Origin of the sequence: Streptomyces sp. NPDC050610 (genome assembly GCF_040654875.1) — a bacterium.
Classification (GTDB): domain Bacteria; phylum Actinomycetota; class Actinomycetes; order Streptomycetales; family Streptomycetaceae; genus Streptomyces.
The window spans coordinates 124,063-141,103 of the sequence record NZ_JBFAIV010000009.1; the positions used below are offsets into that span (position 1 = coordinate 124,063).

The 17,041-nt window shown below is 71.0% G+C and carries 11 protein-coding genes, 1 pseudogene and 1 riboswitch; of the genes and pseudogenes, 5 read left to right on the forward strand and 7 right to left on the reverse strand.

Annotated features, from left to right (window positions below; translation table 11 throughout):
• Positions 1-428 precede the first annotated feature (428 nt).
• From AB0I22_RS14080 to AB0I22_RS14095, 4 genes are read right to left on the reverse strand one after another with little or no spacing between them, the layout of a single operon-like run.
• Complete coding sequence (locus AB0I22_RS14080; protein WP_363131006.1) at positions 429-1,163, reverse strand: (2Fe-2S)-binding protein; 735 nt, start codon at positions 1,161-1,163, stop codon at positions 429-431.
• The gene (locus AB0I22_RS14085) at positions 1,160-1,957 is read right to left on the reverse strand and encodes an ABC transporter ATP-binding protein (RefSeq protein ID WP_363131007.1); all 798 of its coding nucleotides are present in this window, start codon (positions 1,955-1,957) and stop codon (positions 1,160-1,162) included. Before AB0I22_RS14085 ends, AB0I22_RS14080 begins: the two co-directional genes overlap by 4 nt.
• A complete protein-coding gene (locus tag AB0I22_RS14090) occupies positions 1,954-2,985 on the reverse strand; it encodes an iron ABC transporter permease (RefSeq protein WP_363131008.1) in 1,032 nt (343 codons plus the stop codon). The genes AB0I22_RS14085 and AB0I22_RS14090 overlap by 4 nt, the downstream gene beginning before the upstream one ends.
• Entirely contained in the window at positions 2,982-3,980 is a 999-nt protein-coding gene (locus tag AB0I22_RS14095; protein WP_363131130.1) for an ABC transporter substrate-binding protein, read from the reverse strand. Before AB0I22_RS14095 ends, AB0I22_RS14090 begins: the two co-directional genes overlap by 4 nt.
• 35 nt (positions 3,981-4,015) lie before the next feature.
• A riboswitch (cobalamin riboswitch) is annotated at positions 4,016-4,147 on the reverse strand.
• 728 nt (positions 4,148-4,875) lie between these two features.
• Here AB0I22_RS14095 and AB0I22_RS14100 point away from each other — a divergent pair.
• Positions 4,876-7,248, forward strand: a complete 2,373-nt coding sequence (locus tag AB0I22_RS14100) for a DUF6603 domain-containing protein (protein ID WP_363131009.1) — start codon at positions 4,876-4,878, stop codon at positions 7,246-7,248.
• On the opposite strand, the gene AB0I22_RS14105 is transcribed toward AB0I22_RS14100, so the two are convergent.
• The gene (locus tag AB0I22_RS14105; RefSeq protein ID WP_363131010.1) at positions 7,214-8,260 is read right to left on the reverse strand and encodes a hypothetical protein; all 1,047 of its coding nucleotides are present in this window, start codon (positions 8,258-8,260) and stop codon (positions 7,214-7,216) included. The genes AB0I22_RS14100 and AB0I22_RS14105 overlap by 35 nt on opposite strands.
• Positions 8,261-8,372: 112 nt before the next feature.
• On the opposite strand from AB0I22_RS14105, the gene AB0I22_RS14110 reads away from it, so the two are divergent.
• From AB0I22_RS14110 to AB0I22_RS14125, 4 genes and pseudogenes are all read left to right on the forward strand, one after another.
• On the forward strand, positions 8,373-9,608 hold the full coding sequence (locus AB0I22_RS14110) for a hypothetical protein (RefSeq protein WP_363131011.1): 1,236 nt from the start codon (positions 8,373-8,375) through the stop codon (positions 9,606-9,608).
• 34 nt (positions 9,609-9,642) lie between these two features.
• Positions 9,643-13,080, forward strand: coding sequence for a hypothetical protein (locus AB0I22_RS14115; RefSeq protein ID WP_363131012.1), 3,438 nt, complete (start codon positions 9,643-9,645; stop codon positions 13,078-13,080).
• 73 nt (positions 13,081-13,153) lie between these two features.
• Positions 13,154-14,275, forward strand: a complete 1,122-nt coding sequence (locus tag AB0I22_RS14120) for a hypothetical protein (protein WP_363131013.1) — start codon at positions 13,154-13,156, stop codon at positions 14,273-14,275.
• A gap of 274 nt (positions 14,276-14,549) precedes the next feature.
• Positions 14,550-14,636: pseudogene (locus AB0I22_RS14125) on the forward strand (IS5/IS1182 family transposase); the annotation flags it as partial.
• A gap of 383 nt (positions 14,637-15,019) precedes the next feature.
• Here AB0I22_RS14125 and AB0I22_RS14130 read toward each other — a convergent pair.
• Together AB0I22_RS14130 and AB0I22_RS14135 are read right to left on the reverse strand one after the other, a co-directional pair.
• Positions 15,020-15,697, reverse strand: a complete 678-nt coding sequence (locus AB0I22_RS14130) for a hypothetical protein (RefSeq protein ID WP_363131014.1) — start codon at positions 15,695-15,697, stop codon at positions 15,020-15,022.
• Positions 15,698-15,855: 158 nt separating this feature from the next.
• On the reverse strand, positions 15,856-16,596 hold the full coding sequence (locus AB0I22_RS14135) for a methyltransferase domain-containing protein (RefSeq protein WP_363131015.1): 741 nt from the start codon (positions 16,594-16,596) through the stop codon (positions 15,856-15,858).
• Positions 16,597-17,041 lie beyond the last annotated feature (445 nt).

Sequence of the window (17,041 nt, forward strand, 5' to 3'; positions counted from 1 at the left end):
ACCTCGGAGAGCGTCATTCCAGCGTCAAGATATCGCCCACAACGCCCACTCCGCGCATAACACCCATAACGCGCAACCCGCGAACCCGCAGGTCAGGCGCCCTTCGCCACCGGCTTCAACATAGCCGCGCACTCCACATGGTCCGTCGCAGAGATCCACCGCCCGATCGGACTCCTCCCCCACCCCCGACACCTCACTCCGGCCCACCGCCCACACTGGCCACGGTGGGGACGCCTCAGTCAGAGACCCGCGCCGCCCGCCACAGTCGCTACAGACGCCGAGGCCACACCCCGCAACTGTGATCGCAGTACCAGTCGGCTGCGTGCGGGACTGCCCCGCGCGGTACGCGCGCTCCCGCCTCGATGGCCGGCGACGGCGCACTCGACTTCTGGAACGCGCTGAACGACCGGCCGGGGCAGGCCGCGGTCCTACCCGCGCGCCGCGTACCGCTTCAGCCGTTCCTCCTCGCTGGTGAGGCAGCAGCTCGCGCAGCGCACGGCTTCGGCGCTCGTGTAGTACAGGCAGCAGGTGCGGCGCAGGTACACGAGCCGGGTCGCGCCGTTGCTCGCGCGCCGCACCCGGGCGACGCGGCCGAGCGCGGCCAGGCCGCCCGGCGCGTCCTCGGCGAACAGGTTCCAGCGTCGCTCCAGCAGGTCCGGGTCCGCGTCCGACGCGCACAGGGCGGTCGCGCAGCCGTGGGCGATGCCGCCCCTGAGCTGGCGCAGGCCCGCACGGGTGCGCCGGTGCAGGGCGTCGGCGAAGGGCAGCAGGTGCCGATCGAGGACCGTGTCGTGCAACTGGCGGACGGTGGAGCCCTCTTGAGGGAGGGTGCGGGGTCGCCGTGCGCGTACGCCCGTGATGCCGTGGCCGTCCGCGGTGACGAGGACATTGGGGGCGGACAGGTCGAGAACCTCGTCGTGCAGGGCCCAGTGCAGCAGGGCCGCCGCCGTGACGTGGCCCGCGTAGACGGCCATGACGGTGAGGGCGGCGGCGTGTGCGGTGCGGTGGCCGGCGGCCTCGTGTTCGTAGGCGAGGAGACGGCCCAGTTCGGGGCTCGTGGGGTTCAGGAGGCGGTCGGCGGCGAGCCAGTTCGCCGCCTGCGCGGCGGGCGGCAGGCCCGCTTCGATGTGCCAGCGCGATCTCCGGTGGGCTCCGCTGCTCAACTCGGCTCCTCCGGCGGGATGTAGACGATGTGCGGGGCGCCGGTCGTCGGATGGGCGCCGATGTGGGCGCGTACGCCGTAGACCCTCTCCAGGAGGTCTTCGGTGAGGACGTCGGCGGGCCGCCCGGAGGCGACGACGCTTCCCGCGTCCAGGACGTGGAGGCGGTCGCAGTAAGAGGCGGCGAGGTTGAGGTCGTGCAGGACGACCAGCTTGGTGGCGGGCAGGTTGCGCAGCAGGGCGAGGAGTTCCAGCTGGTGGCGGATGTCGAGGTGGTTGGTGGGCTCGTCCAGGGCGAGGAGGCCGGGTTCCTGCACCAACGCCCGTGCCACGAGGGTGCGTTGCCGTTCGCCGCCGGAGAGCTGTTCGTAGGGGCGGTGGGCGAGGTCGGCGGAGCCGACGCGGGTGAGGGCGTCGGTGACGCGGCGGGCGTCGTCCTTGGTGTCCTGTTCCCAGAACCGTTTGTGCGGGCTGCGGCCCATGGCGACGACCTCGGCGACGGTGAGGCCGAAGGCGCCGGGCGCGTCCTGCGGGACGACGGCGATCCGGCGGGCGCGCTCCTTGACGGTGAGGGCGGCGGAGTCGGCGCCGTCGACGCGGACGGCGCCGGCGGTGGGGCGCAGGGTGCCGTAGACGCAGCGCAGGAGGGTGGTCTTGCCGCTGCCGTTGGGGCCGACCAGGCCGACCGTCTCGCCGGGCGCGGCGTCGAGGTCGATGTCGCGGATGAGCGTGGTGCCGTCGGGGGCGGCGTAGCCGAGGCCGGTGACCGTGAGGGCGGCCGGTGGCGGCTGGGTCATGCCGTGACTCCTTCCGCCCGGGTGCGGCGGCGCAGCAGCCACAGGAAGTAGGGGCCTCCGGTGAGTGCGGTGACGACGCCGACGGGGATCTCCTGTGGTGCGGCGACGGTGCGGGCCCCCAGGTCGGCCAGGAGCAGGAACACGGCGCCGCCGAGCGCGGCGACGGGCAGCAGCCTGCGGTGTCCCGCGCCGGTGATCATGCGGGCGGCGTGGGGCACCATCAGGCCGACGAAGCCGATCGCGCCGCTGAACGCGACGAGGACGCCGATGACGAGCGAGGTGAGGACGAAGACGGCGGCCCGGAAGCGGTTGGTGTCCAGGCCGAGAACCTGGGCTCCCTCCTCGCCCGCGAGCAGCAGGTCGAGCGGACGGGCGAGCGCGACGAGCAGCACCGTGCCGAGAGTCAACACGACGGCAGGCAGAGGGAGTTGACTCCAACGGGCCGCGCCGAGACCGCCGAGCGTCCAGAACATGATGGCCCGCGCGTGCTCGGCCTGCGCCGAGACGACAAGGACGAGACTGGTGAACGCGGCCAGGATGTACTGCACGGCGACCCCGGCGAGCACGAGTCGCCCGGACGTCATGGTGCCGCCGCGCCGCGCGAGCGCGTACACGACGACGAGGGCGCCCATGGAGCCGATGAACGCGGCCACCGGCAGCGCGACGGTGCTCGCGGTGCCCGCTCCGACCCCGAGCACGATGACGAGGACCGCGCCGGAGGAGGCGCCCGACGAGGCGCCGAGCAGGTACGGGTCGGCGAGCGGGTTGCGGACCACGGCCTGTAGCACGGTTCCGGCGACGGCGAGCCCCGCGCCGACCACGACGGCGAGGATGACGCGCGGCATCCGCACGTCCCACACGATGGACGCGAACGCGCCGCCGCGCTCACCGGAGACCAGGATGCGCAGCACCTCCCCCGGCGGGATCCCCACGGCCCCGATGGCGAGTCCGGCGACAGCCGCCGCGCCCACCGCCAGGACGAGCACGGCGACGAGCAGGGGAAAGCACCGGGTGCGGACGCCGCTCACTTCGCGTCGGGGTGCAGTTGCGCGGCGAGGCCGTCGACGGCGTCGGCGGCGCGTATCCCGAGCACGGCCGAGGACAGCGGCAGCACCGCGAACCGCTTGTTCTTGATCGCCGGGACGTTCTTGAGCGCCGGGTCGTCCAGCAGCCGCTGCTTCTTCGCGGCGACGCTGGTGCCGCCGTAGTCGTAGATCACGACGACGTCGGGCTTGCGGGCGATGACGCGTTCCCAGGAGACGTCGGCGAAGGACTTGCCGACGTCCGCGAAGACGTTGCGGCCGCCCGCGCGGCGGATGATGTCGTTGCCGAGCCCCTGGCCGCCCGCGGTGAACGCGCTGGAGTCGCCGGAGTCGTACACGAACACGGAGACCGGCTCGATGCCCGTGAGGCGTGCGGCGACGGAGTCGAGGCCCTTCTGTTCCCGCGCGATGAGCTTCTTGCCGCGCTCGGGGACGTTGAAGATCCGCGACACCTGCGTGACCTCGGTCTTGAGGTCGTCGACGCCGATCGGCCCCTTGGCGCAGCTCTCGATGTTCAGGCGGGTGTTGATCCCGGACTTCTGAAATCCGGTACGGTCGCGGCCCTCGCCCTTGTCGAAGGCGCTGGCGTAGCCGCCGTACACGAAATCGGGATTCGCGCCGAGCAGGGTCTCCTTCGACGGGTACTTCTCGGCGAGCACCTTCACCGAGTCGTAAGCCTTCCGGTATTCGGGACTGATCTTGTCGTCGAGATAGGCGGTGCCCGCCATGCGGTCCTTCAGCCCCAGGGCGAGCAGGATCTCGGTGGCGTGCTGATTGAGCGCGACGGCCCGCTTCGGCGCCTGCGTGAACGTGGTCTTCACTCCGCAGTTGGTGACCGTGTACGGGAAACCGGCGGCCGCACCGCCCGCCTTGTCGTCGCTCTTGTCCGCGCCGGATGAGCCGGACGTGCCGCACGCGGCGAGCGGGAGCAGCAGCAGAGACGTCAGAAGCGTGCGCGAGACCGCGCCGGTGCGGAGCATGTACATGCCTTTCCGAGGGATCCTCGTCCCCGGTCGGTACGGAAAGGCGGCCAGACAGTATCTGGCTGCCGGCCGCGCCCACGAGAGGTCGACCGGTCACAGTGGCGGGACCGCGCCGGATTCGCACCGGCTTCCTGGCCCTGACCGCCTTGATTGAGTGAGCACAGTGTGCCAGACGGCTGATCGGGGCCCGCGGCTGAGCCCGCCAGGCGGCCCCGCCCCGGGAGCGCCCTCTGCGCGTCCGCAGAAACCACTGGATACGGCACGAAGGCGCTGAAGTTCCGGTCGACCCAGCCGAGGGGTGGTGCGGCGCGCTGCGGGCGGTCCGCTCCGTACGGGCCGAAGCCCGGCCGGCATGGTGATCACCGGCGCCGTTCCATCCGCACACGCCGAGGACCCGGCATCGGCCCGGACACCGGCCGTCGAGCAGCACGGTGAGATCCGATAGGGAGCCGATGATCCACCGACCCCCTCGGCGAATCACCACGAAAGACCGAGGTCAAGGACCGAATCCCTTTGGTCCGCCGCACGGAGAGTTGTCCGGGTATCACCTTTCAGCCAATCCGCTAACCGAAAGTAGCCATCCATGCACTTACCGTGGGGTGCTGATTAAGATCTCGCAGTGGATGCCCTGGCCCTTTCCGGGCCCGCGCCTGGGTGGTGCCTGGGTGGGCCTTCCCACCTTTTCCGCCGATTCGAGGGCTGGAGCGCTGTGACAGCACGTGTGGAAGATATCCGTAAGCTCCTCGATCAGACGGGCCCGGGAGGTGCTGTCGAAATTCCGGGGTCCGTCCTCGGCGACCACGGTGCCGCGGCGCTGGTTCTGCGAGGGGGCCTCTTACGGGTCGAGGGCGCTATATGCGACCCGGGTGAATTCGCGGTCACGGGGCGGGCCATGACCACCGCGTCACCCGCCCCGGTCCCGGTGCGGGTCTCTTTCACCGATGACGGCGAACGGGTGACCGGGACGTTGGCCGCCGCCGACCTGGGCGAGGGCCGCGGGCTGGTGCTGGTCGACGGTGCCCCGGCCGGGGCGCCGCTGCCGGCCGGGGCCTGGGCGGTGGCGGACGGCCGTGCCCTGCGGCTGACCCGGCGGGCTCCCGTGCCGACGGCCGACTCCGGACGCCTGGACGGCCTGGGCCGTGCCCTGCCCGCGGTGCGACGGCGTACCGGCGGTGAACGCGAGGCTGATCGTGGCCCGCAGGCCCTGGTCACCGACAACGGCGTCTTCATCCCCCGCCCCGGGCCTCGGCGACGCAAGGGCGTGCGGATCCTGGAGGCCCCGTCGGTACGCGGTTGGTCGCCGATCGGTACGCCGGGCGGTGAGAACGGCCTGAGCGTGGACTACGCGAACCCGCCGCTGCGGATCGCGGGCGCGCTGACCGCGCTGCCGGCCTCACCGCCCTACAAGGCGGTGGTCGGCGGGGTACTGCTGGTGGACACCGGGGCGTTCAACGGTTCCGCGATGGGCGCCTACGTCATCCCCGACAACGGCGGCGAGCCGTCGCTGTTCGCCTACGGCTCGCTGGGCAGCGCCACCGGGTTCGGTCCGCCGATGTTCCAAGTACGCGGAATCTCGGCGGGGTTCGGCTGGAACAGCCGGGTGCGGGTGCCGGCGGCCGACGCGCTGAGCGGTTTCCCGTTCCTGATGGCGCTCGACGACCCGGGAGCGATCGGGGCCGACGACGAGGTCGATCCGCTGAAGGTGCTGGGGGAGCTGATCAGTGGCCCCGCCCCCTGGGTGCGCCCGCAAGAGGGTGACCTGTGGTTCGCCGCGGGTCTGGCCTTCGACTGCTTCGAGACTTTCCGGGGCCATGCGATGGCGCTGGTCCAGACCGGCTCGGACCTGACGATCAGTCTGCTGGGGGTCGGCGGCGCGCAGTTGCCCACCAAGAGCACCTCGAAGATCGCCCGGGTGGAGATCGGCATCGAGGCGACGCTGCGCCCGGCGGCCGGGGAGCTGAGCATCGGCGCCGCGTTCACCGACAAGACGTTCCTCATCGATCCGAACTGCAAGCTGCGCGGCGGCATCGGTCTGAAGTTCTGGTTCGGCGAGCACGCCAAGGCCGGCGACTTCGCGGTGATACTCGGCGCGATCCCGGCCGGACGGCAGTTGCCCGCCCGCTACCCCAAGCAGCAGGCCGCGGGCCTCACCTGGAGTGTCGGCTCGACCGTCAACATCGCCGGCAGCGCGTACGCCGCGTTCACGCCCCAGTCCTTGATGGCCGGCGGCGCGCTGGACGTCACCTTCCACTCCGGGATGCTGCGCGCCTGGCTGACCGCCCGCATCGACGCCCTGCTGGAGTGGAACCCCTTCTACTTCGACGTCGGCGTCGGGGTGCGGGTCGGGGTCTCAGCGACGGTCAAGGTGTGGTTCGTCAACGTCAAGGTCTCGGTCGAGGTCGGCGTCAGCGTGCGGGTGTGGGGCCCCGCCGTGGGCGGTGAGGCCACCGTCCACCTGTGGTTCATCTCCTTCACCATCGGCTTCGGGGCCGAGCGCCGCAGCGAGGCGCCCGCGCTGGACTGGGGCGGCTTCCAGGGCATGCTGCCGCCGCCCGAGAACATGGTCCGCACCACGCCGGTCGCCGGGTACGCGGGCGAGGGCGCCCCCGCCACTCGCGGCGCGGTCAAGCCGTGGCTGGTCAGCAACGGCGGGTTCACGTTCACCGCGGACACCCAGGCGCCGGTCAGCAAGGTGTATCTGGACCAGCACAGCACCGCCCCGGTCATCGAGGAGGACGCGGTGGACATCCTGCCGATGCGCGTCCGGGGCAAGGACAGCGAACTGCGCGCCTGGCTCACCTACAACGGCAGCGAGGACAGCCTGGCGGACTGGACCGCCACCGCGATGCGCGGCAACGTTCCCAACGGCCTGTGGGGTACCCAGGCCGACGCGCCTGGTGAGGGGCTCATCCCCGACCGGATTATCGGCGTACGGCTGATCTCGCCCATGGTGGACCACGGCACCTCCACCGGGTTCATCAGCGAGAAGGGCATCTCCTTCGACCCGATCGCCCCCGACGGCAACCAGCCACTCTCCGCCGGCGAGGACGCCACAGGCCCCGTACCGCTGCGGCCGGGCGGCGTCATCGCGGCGATCCAGGACGGCATCGACACCGCCGCCACCCGCGGCAACCGCACCGCTCTCGCCGAGGCCCTCACGAGCCTCGGCGCGGACCTCGACGCCCTCGACGCGGACCTGAGCGGCTACGCCCGCGCGGCGGGCACCGCCTTCACCAACGCGCCGATGCTGGTCCCGGCCGGCTGACCCGCCCCGCCGGCCTGCCGCCACCGCGGGCCGACGCCTGCCGCACCACCGCGCCCGGGCACCGGACTGCCGCGCCGTGCCCCGCCCGAGCCGCCCCCGCTGCCCCGCCGCCCCCGCTGCCGTGTCCTGCTGAGAGGCATGTCCTGTGACCACCGCACCTGAATCCGGCCCCCGCCCGCGCACCAGCGCGCCCGGGGCCCAGCACCGCACCCGGTTCTTCGACCACCGGATTCCCTCCCTGCACGCCGGCCGCTACCAGATCGACAACCGGCAGGTCCTCAAGGACCTCGACGGCGACGACCGCGTCATCGAGGCGGCCCCACAGCCCTTCGACGTCATCCAGCCGCGCTTCAGCATCGACCCGGTCGGCATCAACGCCCGCTTCCCGGTACCGGATGCCGTCGGCGCCTACAGCCAGACCCTCGCGCACATCAACCTCGACGCCCCCGGCCTGCCGTGGAACCGGCTCCTGGCCCCGGCACAGCCGGGCGAGGTCCCGTGGATGGCGCTGCTGCTGTTCCGGGAGGACGAGCTGCCCGAGGATCCTGATGCCGTCGGCCTCGTCACGGCCGGCACCGTACGCCGGTTCCTGAACGGCGAGTTCGGCCCCGGCACGGCGCCCGACCTCGACCCGGCGAGCCTGCGACCGGATGAGTACGACGAGCAGTGCGCCACGGTCCTGGTCCCGGGGCCCCTGTTCGACGCGGTCAAGCCGCTGCCCGTGGAGATGGGCTACCTCGCGCACCTGCGGGAGGGCGGGCGCCCTGACGCTACCTTGGCGGGCGATGACCCCGCCCCGGACGAGGGCGAACTCAACGCCGTCCTGGTCGCCAACCGCTTCCCCGCCGCCACAGGCGGGCGGCACGTCGCCCACCTGGTCTCCCTCGAAGGCTTCGACCAGTACCTGAACACGGCCGCCCCCGCCGAGGGCCTGCGCCTGGCCTCCCTCACCTGCTGGTCCTTCACCACCGAGCCGGACTCCGGCATCGGCTTCGGCGACGTGTGCCAGCACCTGGCCACTGCCGACGGCACCACCCCCCCGCCCCGAGGACGAGCTGCGCCTTCGCGTACCCACCCCGGCGCCGGCCGACCCGACCGGCCCGCAGGCCGAGGCCCTCGGCCGGATGCGGAGCGGCGCGGTCGCCCTGCCGCAGCGCCTGGAGACCGGCGAGCGCACCCTCGCCTTCTACCGCGGCCCCCTCACCGCCCAGCCCGCCCAAGGTCTGCCCGCTCCCGAGGCCACCCGGCTGGACTCACCCGGCGAAGCGCTGATCTACCTGCAGCAGCACGGCGTCTTCGACACCGCCTACGCGGCGGCGTTCACCGCCGGACGCACCCTGGCCCTCGCGGACGCCGACTTCCGCACCGCGCTCCTGGAGTTCCGCTCCGCCGCCCGTACGGCCGCCCGCCGCCTGGCCTCCCACCCCGAACTCGCCGCCCGTACCGCGACAGCGCTGACAGCCCGCCACCTCACCGCACCGCTCGCCTTCGAAGCGTTCGACCGGATCCTCCTGGACGGCGACGGCACCCGCCTGACACGGGCCGTCGACCAGGCCGGCCCGCAGCTGCGCGACGGCCGTCGCCGGACGACCGCCGCCCGCACCCGCCGCACCGCGGGCGACGCGCGCGCCGTACTCCGCGAACCGGGCGTGGCCCACCTCCTCACCCAGGCCGCCCCCGACGAGTTCGACAAGGTCACCGACTGGCTCGACGCGCTGCGCCGCCTGCAGCCGCTGAGCCTGCCGCACCTGGTGCCCGACAGCCGCGCACTGCCGGCCGAGAGCATCCGCTTCGCCTACGTCGACAGCGCCTGGGTGCGAGCGGCGGTGGACGGGGCGCTCAGCATCGGTGTCGGCCACGCCCTGGACGCCGACCTCAACGCCCTGGCCGCCGAAGGCGGCCCGGTCCCGCGGTGCGCGGTGCTGATCAACTCCAGCCTGGTCCCGAACTGGCCCCACACGGTGATGACCGCCTACGCGGGGCAGCGCGTCGTGGAGCCGCTGCGCTCGGCCGTCTTCGGCACCGAGATTCAGCTGGTGCTCTACCCCGAAGTGATCGAGCGCTTCGAGCTGGCGGAGCCGCCGCGCGGTCTGTGCTTCGGCATCGGCGACCTCGGCACCGTCGAGCTGCGCGAGATCAGCGGGGACCGGGTCGGCCACCCCAAGGGCGAATTCCCGCAGCCCGCCGGATTCGCCCGCTTCCTGCGCCCCGGCGGTCACGACGTACTCAACGTCCACGGCACCGGCGACGCCCTGGTACCCGCCCTGTCCCGGGCCCATGGGGTCCAGCAGATCTCCTCCGCCCAGTTCGCCCTGCAGATGATCAATGCCCCGCAGGCGCAGACCTTCTCGCGGCCCTGAGCCCCACCCTCCCTGAACGAAAGGACCCCGGGCCATGTCCGTGGACAACACCCTCATCGTGCCGGTCGAGGTGGCCGCTCTGGCCGTCAACCGGCAGACCCGCGACACCGGCAGCCACCACGTCATCCACCGCTGGATCACCAACTTCAAGAACATCGGTACGGGCATCGCCCCCGAGCCGGAGCCCTTCTCCGGCTCCGAGGACTGGACCGGCCGCGAGGACCGCCTCGGCGTCTACCTCCAGTGGGAACTGCCCGCCGCCCTCACCCGCGGCCGCCACGACGAGGAGGAAGGCGTCGGCGACTTCCCTCTGGTGCCCAACCGCTGGCTCGTCGTGCGCCACACAGACAGCACCCGCAAGGTGAAAGCCTGGATCGTCGAGAGCGACTACCTCGACGCGATGGACGGCAGCGTCTCCTTCCAGGACCCCGACAGCGCCGAACCGTCGGCCACCCTGATCGGCAAGTGCCACGAACTCACCGGCGCCTGGAGCGAACCCGCCGACCGGCACACACCGTTCCTCACCGCGATCGGCCCCGGCCTGCTGGCCTTCTCCGCTTTCCAGCCCTACAACAGCAACGTGTTCTCCCTGCACGACACGCTCCAGGGCGTGGCCGGCCAGGAACGGCTGAGCTACTTCGTCGCCGGCTGGAACGCCGATCCGGCCAGCGACATCCTCGCCGGCACCGACAGCCTCCCTGCCCTCCTGGAACGCCTGGAGTGGACACAGCCGGTCGGATCCGGCAGCGCCATCCGCACCTCCGTCTACAGCGGGACCGTCCTCGGCCTGGACTGGAACCTGACCGGCCCGGTCCCCGACTCCGACTGCCCCAAGCCGGCCGACGTCACCCCCGTCGTGTCCAACAGCACCACCGAGGCCGTCGCCCACCTCAGCGCGCAGGCGGACGGCGAGGGAGCCCTCTCCACCGACGAGGCGGAACTGTTCCGGGCCTTCCTCCTCGGCGGCGTCGACGCCCTGGAGGAACGCGACCGCCCCGAAGCCGACATCCTCACCGACCGCCGCGCCCACGACACCGCCTTCGGGCCCGTGCCCGGCGGCTACCGCTGGTTCATCGGCGAACGCGGCGAGGAGATCGCCCGAACGCCCACCCGGCAGGCCGGCCAGGCGGCAGAGGCCGAGACCCTCGCCGACCTCAACCGCCGCCAGGCCGAACACGACACCACCGAAGCCGACCTGGACGCCGCCCGCGAACACCTCTACCACCTGTGGTGGCTCAGCCGCCTGGAACGCCAGTCCGAGGACTTCGCCGACCGCGCCGACGCCGAACTCGACCCCACCAATCCCGACGGGGCGGCCGGGCGCGTCGTGGCCCTCGCCCACCGCCTGACCGAACAACGCGCCACCCTGCCCTGGGGAAAGACCGAAACGGACCTGGCAGCCAGCATCGACACCCTGCACCCCGCCTTCGGCACCCGCGCCCACCGCCGCCTGATCCGCGTGCCCACGGCAGACTTCGAGTACTGCGCCGACCCGGTCCTCACCCTCCAGGGCGCCAACCTCAACGCCCCCCTCACCCGCGCCACCGCCCTGCCCTGCCGCACTCCCGAACGCCTGGTCACCCGCGCCTCGGGCGTCACCACCACCGACGTGGCCGCCGTCGCGGGCCAGCTCAACCTCCGGAACCAGCCGGCCTGCTTCCCGGCCCTGCTCACCGAGTTCCTCATCCTCGACCGCGCCCTGCGCGCAGGTCAGATCCGCGACGTCACCGGCACCCTGCCCGAGTACGGCACCGCCCCCTGGCGCATGCCCTGGCAGCCGCTCTACCTTCTGTGGAAAGCCGAATACTTTCCCCTGCCATTCCGCGACGGGGACGCACCGCACTGGGACTTCGTCGACCGCTCCCGCTACCAGTGGAACGGCACCGGAGAACCAGGCACCCCCCTGATCATCTCCGGCCGCCAGATCCTCGCCCCCACCGCCGGACACATCATCGACGGCACCCTCCAAAGCTACGCCCGCCTGCGCGACCACCTGCCGGCCGACACCCTGCGACAGGTCCGCACCCAGGCCCGCGAGACCGACATGCTCTCCCAGAGCCTCGACGGCTTCGGCGCCGCCATCGCCCAGCGCCAGGCCCAGGCCGGCCTCCGGCCCAGCGGCACCACCGCTGATCTCATCGGCAACGGCGACTACTCCCCGCCCGACCCCGGCGACCTGCCCGTCGGCTGGGACCCCTGGCCCGACTCCACGTTCCAGGAACTGCGCGCCGGCCAGCTCGCCTTCCTCGACCTCGCTGTCGTCGACCGCTTCGGACGCTCCGTCAACCTCATCAACAACCCCAGCCACTTCCGGCCCGAGATGCCCGACACAATGCGACCGGCCCACCCCGTCAGCGACTACGACACCAGGCGCCTGGCGGAACTGGGCCCCCGCCTGCTCCAGCCGGCCCGCCTGCGCTTCGATTTCCTGGCCGCCGCCACCGACGACGAGACGGACCTGACCCCCGGGGCCAACCCCGTCTGCGCCTGGCTGCTCCACAACCGCCTCGACCGATCCCTCGTCGTCTACGCGCCCGACGGCGCGGCCCTGGGCGAACTGCGCGTCACCCTCAACCGCGGTGGGCAGCGCGAAGTGACCTGGTCCCCCCTGCCCGGCTCGCACCTGACCGACTTCGACCAGCTACGGGCAGCCTCCCCGCACGCGTACCACCTGCTCAACACCGTCAAGACCCGTGGCCCCAGCACCTTCGACGCCCTGCGCGCCACCGTGGACCGCGCCCTGCAGACCATCGACCCCGAAGGCCCCGCCGACCCCGGCCTCGGCTTCCTCCTCGGCCGGCCCCTCGCCCTGGTCCGCACCCGCCTCACCATGGACCTGCGCGGCCCCCTGCGCACCGACACCAGCTGGCAGCACCTCTTCGAACCGCCCGCCCCGCAACTGCCGCACTACCCCTGGACAATCCGCCTGGGCGAGGCGCAGCAGAGCGACGACGGCCTCATCGGCTACGTCCTGAACGACGACTACAAGCACTTCGAAACCGTCATCGACCCCGACACCGGCAGCGGCGACTTCCTCCGGCCGATCGGCGACAAGCCGCGCCTGCGACTGGACTTCGGGAGCAACACCACCGCGGTCGCCACAGTCCTGCTGGACCCGCGCGCCGCCGTCCACGCGACCACCGACATCCTCACCACCAAACGGGTCTTCGTCCCCCAGGAGTTCACCGACCAGGCCATCGCCCGGATGACGGTGAACTTCCGCACCGGACCGCTCCTCGCCGCCACCACCCCCCTGCGCGGCCCCCAGGACGAGGCCGAGGAAACCGTCCTCATGCTGACCCCGGCCGGCGCCGTCGGCACCTGGACATGGAGCGAGAACCGGGCAGGCGCCTGGGAGAAACTGCCGATCCTCAGCCAGGACCAGTACGACCTGCCGCTCGCCCGGCCCGAAATCCGCTCGGGCTTCCTCACCCTCGACGACGCCGCCGCACACAGCCGAACCGACCACTGAGAACGCCACCACCCCCGCCGCGCCCCCGCACTCACCGGGCGACGCGGCACCCCAGCCAAAGGAGCACCCCCTCATGGCCCTGGTCTCCGAGACCCGCGGTGCGGGCACCGTCGCCAATGACCCGCTGGTGTCGTACACCATCCAGACCACGCCCGACCCGCTCAAGGCTTCCCCCGAGAACCCCGACGCACCCGAGGAGATCGGGGAACTGCTCATCGTCGCCTCACGGCGCGACCGCACCCCGGCGGACGTGAAGTGGATCAAGGTTCAGGTTCTCGCGGGGGCGATGTCACCGGACCTCGCCACGGACCTGGCCAAGATCACCGCGAAGATCAGCCTCAGCGGCTGGACCGTGGCACTGAACTCCTCGACCAAAGAATTCGTGTTCACCCCCACAGCGGAGTTCGCGACAATCGGCCCCGACACCGGGTTCACCATTCAGCTGGCCCAGATCCCGATCAACCGCAAGGTCGGGACCTCGCCCATCAAGGTGACGGAGAATTCCCGCGCCGGCTCCGCCGCGTTCCTGAGCAGAGACACCGCCTTCGACGTCGGGAAATTCCCGGCCGACTTCTACCTGCGGAACTTCATCTGCGAGCCCCTCGTCATCGACAACGGCGGCGAGGTCAAGCTCACCTGGGAACGCTCCGCGAATGCCGCCTACGAACTGCTCTACGGCGACGTCCACATCCCCGACGTCACCAACGACACCACCCGGCCCATCACCAACATCAAATCCGACACCACGTTCTACCTCCGAGGCACCGCCGGCGACCCCTCGAACCCCGTCATCCGAATCCTGTCCACACAGGTCACCGTACGCAGGCCGGACCTCGACACCGGCAACCTCACCGTCAACGGCGCCACCGCGCTCAACGGCCCCGTCACGATGATGCAGGAAACGCAGTGGTATACGGCGGAAGCCGGAAAGGCCAACAGGTGGGAAGCTGTCGGAGACGGGTATGTGGAGGTTCTATTTCCTTTTTACGATAATTACTCGGCGACGATTACGATCCACAGGCCGAAGGACGACTTCGGATGGAATTCGAGAAACACGATCAAGGAATTCCATGAAACCTTCAGGGGCATGGTGAGGGACGGCAGCAGGATTTCCGTCGAGACGGATGCCATAAAGAATTACTGCCAGGTGAGTTGGGTGCCCTTTGGGGCAGGGTCGCTCAAGCCGCTCCCTTAACCTCGATCTTTCGCGGTGATCCGCCGATGGAGTCGGTGGATCATTTCGCGTCCTGTGGCTGAGGGCGGGCAGCCCGGTGGCCCGAGTGTCGGTTCGGGTGGTCGCCGGGTTCCGCTGTTCCGGGTCGGGTGGTGCCCTGCGCGAAGAAATACCGCGACATCATCAAGACGGTGCGCAGGCCGCCGCAGGCCAAGGACTTCATCGTCCTGCCGCGCCGCTGGGCGGTGGAACGAGGCTGGCCGTGGACCATGCGGGCCTGCCGGCGCTGCCACGACCACGAACAGCTCCCCGAGGTGAGCGAAGCTCTCATCACCTGGGCCGCCACCGCTGGGCCGTAGAGCGGACCGTGGCGTGGCTCGCTGACAGTCTGGTTGGCTGCCTGCCGCCCGCACCGCCGCTACGAACGCAAGGCAGGCGGCAACGCCAACGACAGCACCCGCTTCGAGGTGGTCATGAGCGCCCTTCGCGTTCCCGGCACCGGCCCCGGCCGGCCACGTGATCGTCGGCAAGGGTTGCGGTTCCCGCGAGATCCGCGTCTGCCTGCTTCGACCGGCTCAAGCAGTGGCGGGACCTGGCCACCCGCTGTGACAAGACCCGCGAGCCCTACCAGGCCACCGTCACCATCGCCTCGATCCTGCTCTGGCTCTGACCTTGAAAACGATCTCCAGGAGGAAGTGGCCGCCGTCGAGCAGGACGGTCTCCGCGTGCGGGGTGCCGGGTCGTGCCCCCAGTCGTTGAGGTCGGTCAGGGTCGGGACGATGGGCCGGCTGCTCGAACCTTGTGTCCCTCTGTCGGCGTTGGAGTGAGTGCCGAGGTGGGGGCCTCGATGGGGTTGGGCGGTGTTTTTGCGCCGTAGATCCAGCTCTTGATGTAGGCGGTGAAGTCTCGTCCGGAGACTTCGTTGGCGACGTTGATGTAGTCCTGGGTCGAGGCGGTCTTGTGGCGGAAACGCTCGAAGAAGGTCTTCTCGATCTTCTGGAACGTCGCGTCGCCGACTTGGCGGTTGAGACCGTAGAGCATGAGGAGGCCAGGCGCGTTGGTGGAGCCGAGGACGTCACCGGGGTCCTTGAGCCGGGCGGGCGGCCCGGTCTCCGAGCGGTTCTCCTGGTCGAACTCGTAAGCGCGTTCCAGGCTTTCCTTCAGGCGATCCCCGAGCTTCCACCGATGATGACGACGTCGCGGGCCCGGCCGACGAGATGTCCGTCGATGTCGAGGCTGGTGAACGTGCTGGTCGCCGAGGCGTTCGCACAGCAGCGCGGCGTTGCAGCCGGTGCCGGGGCCAGTGCCGGTGCCGATCTCCAGCACGGTGTCGCCGTCGGCCGGGCGCAGGGCGGCGAGCATCCGGGCCATGAGCCCGCGGGCGGTCGAGGAACTGGAGTGCTGCCCGTAGCCGCTGCCGGCGGCGAGCAACTCCTCGCGCACCGCCCGCTGGTGCGACTGAAACTCGTCGGCCCTCCGGCGCTGGACGGCTCGCGCATCCGCAGGCCACGACCACCCCACGTCCCGCCCCGACTTGGTGACCGTGTGCCGTTAGGGCCTGTCCGGCGAGGGGATGCCTTCACGCCTCGGAGCGGCGGAGCTTACGGTTTGTGGGTTACCCAGAGCAGTTCCGCCGGCCAGCGGTGCGCCCAGTCGGGCGGGTCGGTTTCGTTGTAGCCGTTGGGTGTTCCGAGTTCGGGCCGCGGCTCGATGAGGTCGTCGATGATGAGACCCGCGCCGCGCAGGACCTTGACCCAGTCCCCGTAGGTGAGCTGATAGCTGGTTGCGCCGTCGTCTTCGGCGATGGTGTCCAGCCCGAAGTAGTCCTGCCGCAGCGTCGTGGTCACGCGGTCGGCGGCTTCGTCGTAGCAGGCTTCGAACCATGGGCTGGCGACGTTGAACACCAGGCGCCCGCCTCGGCCCAGGACGCGTGCGGCCTCCGGGACGGCCAGGCGCGGGGGCGCCCAGCTGAGCCCGCCGAAGTCGCAGAACACCAGGTCGAAGCTGTTGTCGGCGAAGGGGAGTTGTTCGGCGGCACCTTGCACCAGCGGGTAGCGGGCCACTCCCATTGCGCGGGCAGCTGCAGCGAGTTGAGCTTCGGACAGGTCGAGCCCGACAACGGCGGCGCCCTCGGCGGCGAGCGCCCTGGACCACTGCCCGGCGCCGCAACCCAGTTCGAGGACGCGCTTGCCGGTGACGTCGCCCAGGGCGTGCAGGTGCGCGTCGGGGATGGAGTACATGCCCCACAGCCGGGGTGTGGCGCCGATTCGCGGGTCGTGCTCGTGCTGGTAGGCGCTGCTGATCTGGTTCCAGAGCCGCCGGTTGGCGGGGATGCTGTCCACGTGCCGACTCCAGCACTGCCTGCCTGGGCGGTCAACACGATTAGGCACTGGCCGGCCCTCGCCCCGGTCGGGCCCTGGCCCGGCCCATGATCTGCCGGACGAGCCCTACCGGTAGCGGCGGGCGGGCAGGCACCAGCCACGCCGTCGCCGGCACCTCCACGCCGGCACCCGACAGTCGTACTGCGTAAAGCTCAAGAGTAGACAGCTGTCGCTGCAACAACTGAAGTATCGGCCCCCTGGAAAGTCGAGCCCCGCCTCAGGGCTCCATGATGAAAGCCGAAAACCACCTGGTTCCTCGGCCGCACATTGCTCATGCTGAGGGCGCAGCGATGGTCCGGACAGAGAGAAGGATCTCAAATGCGGCCGATCACTCGTTTTGCGTCCCTTGCTACCGCCCTCGCTACCACCGCGATTATCGGCGGTGCCGGCACGGCTTCCGCAACCC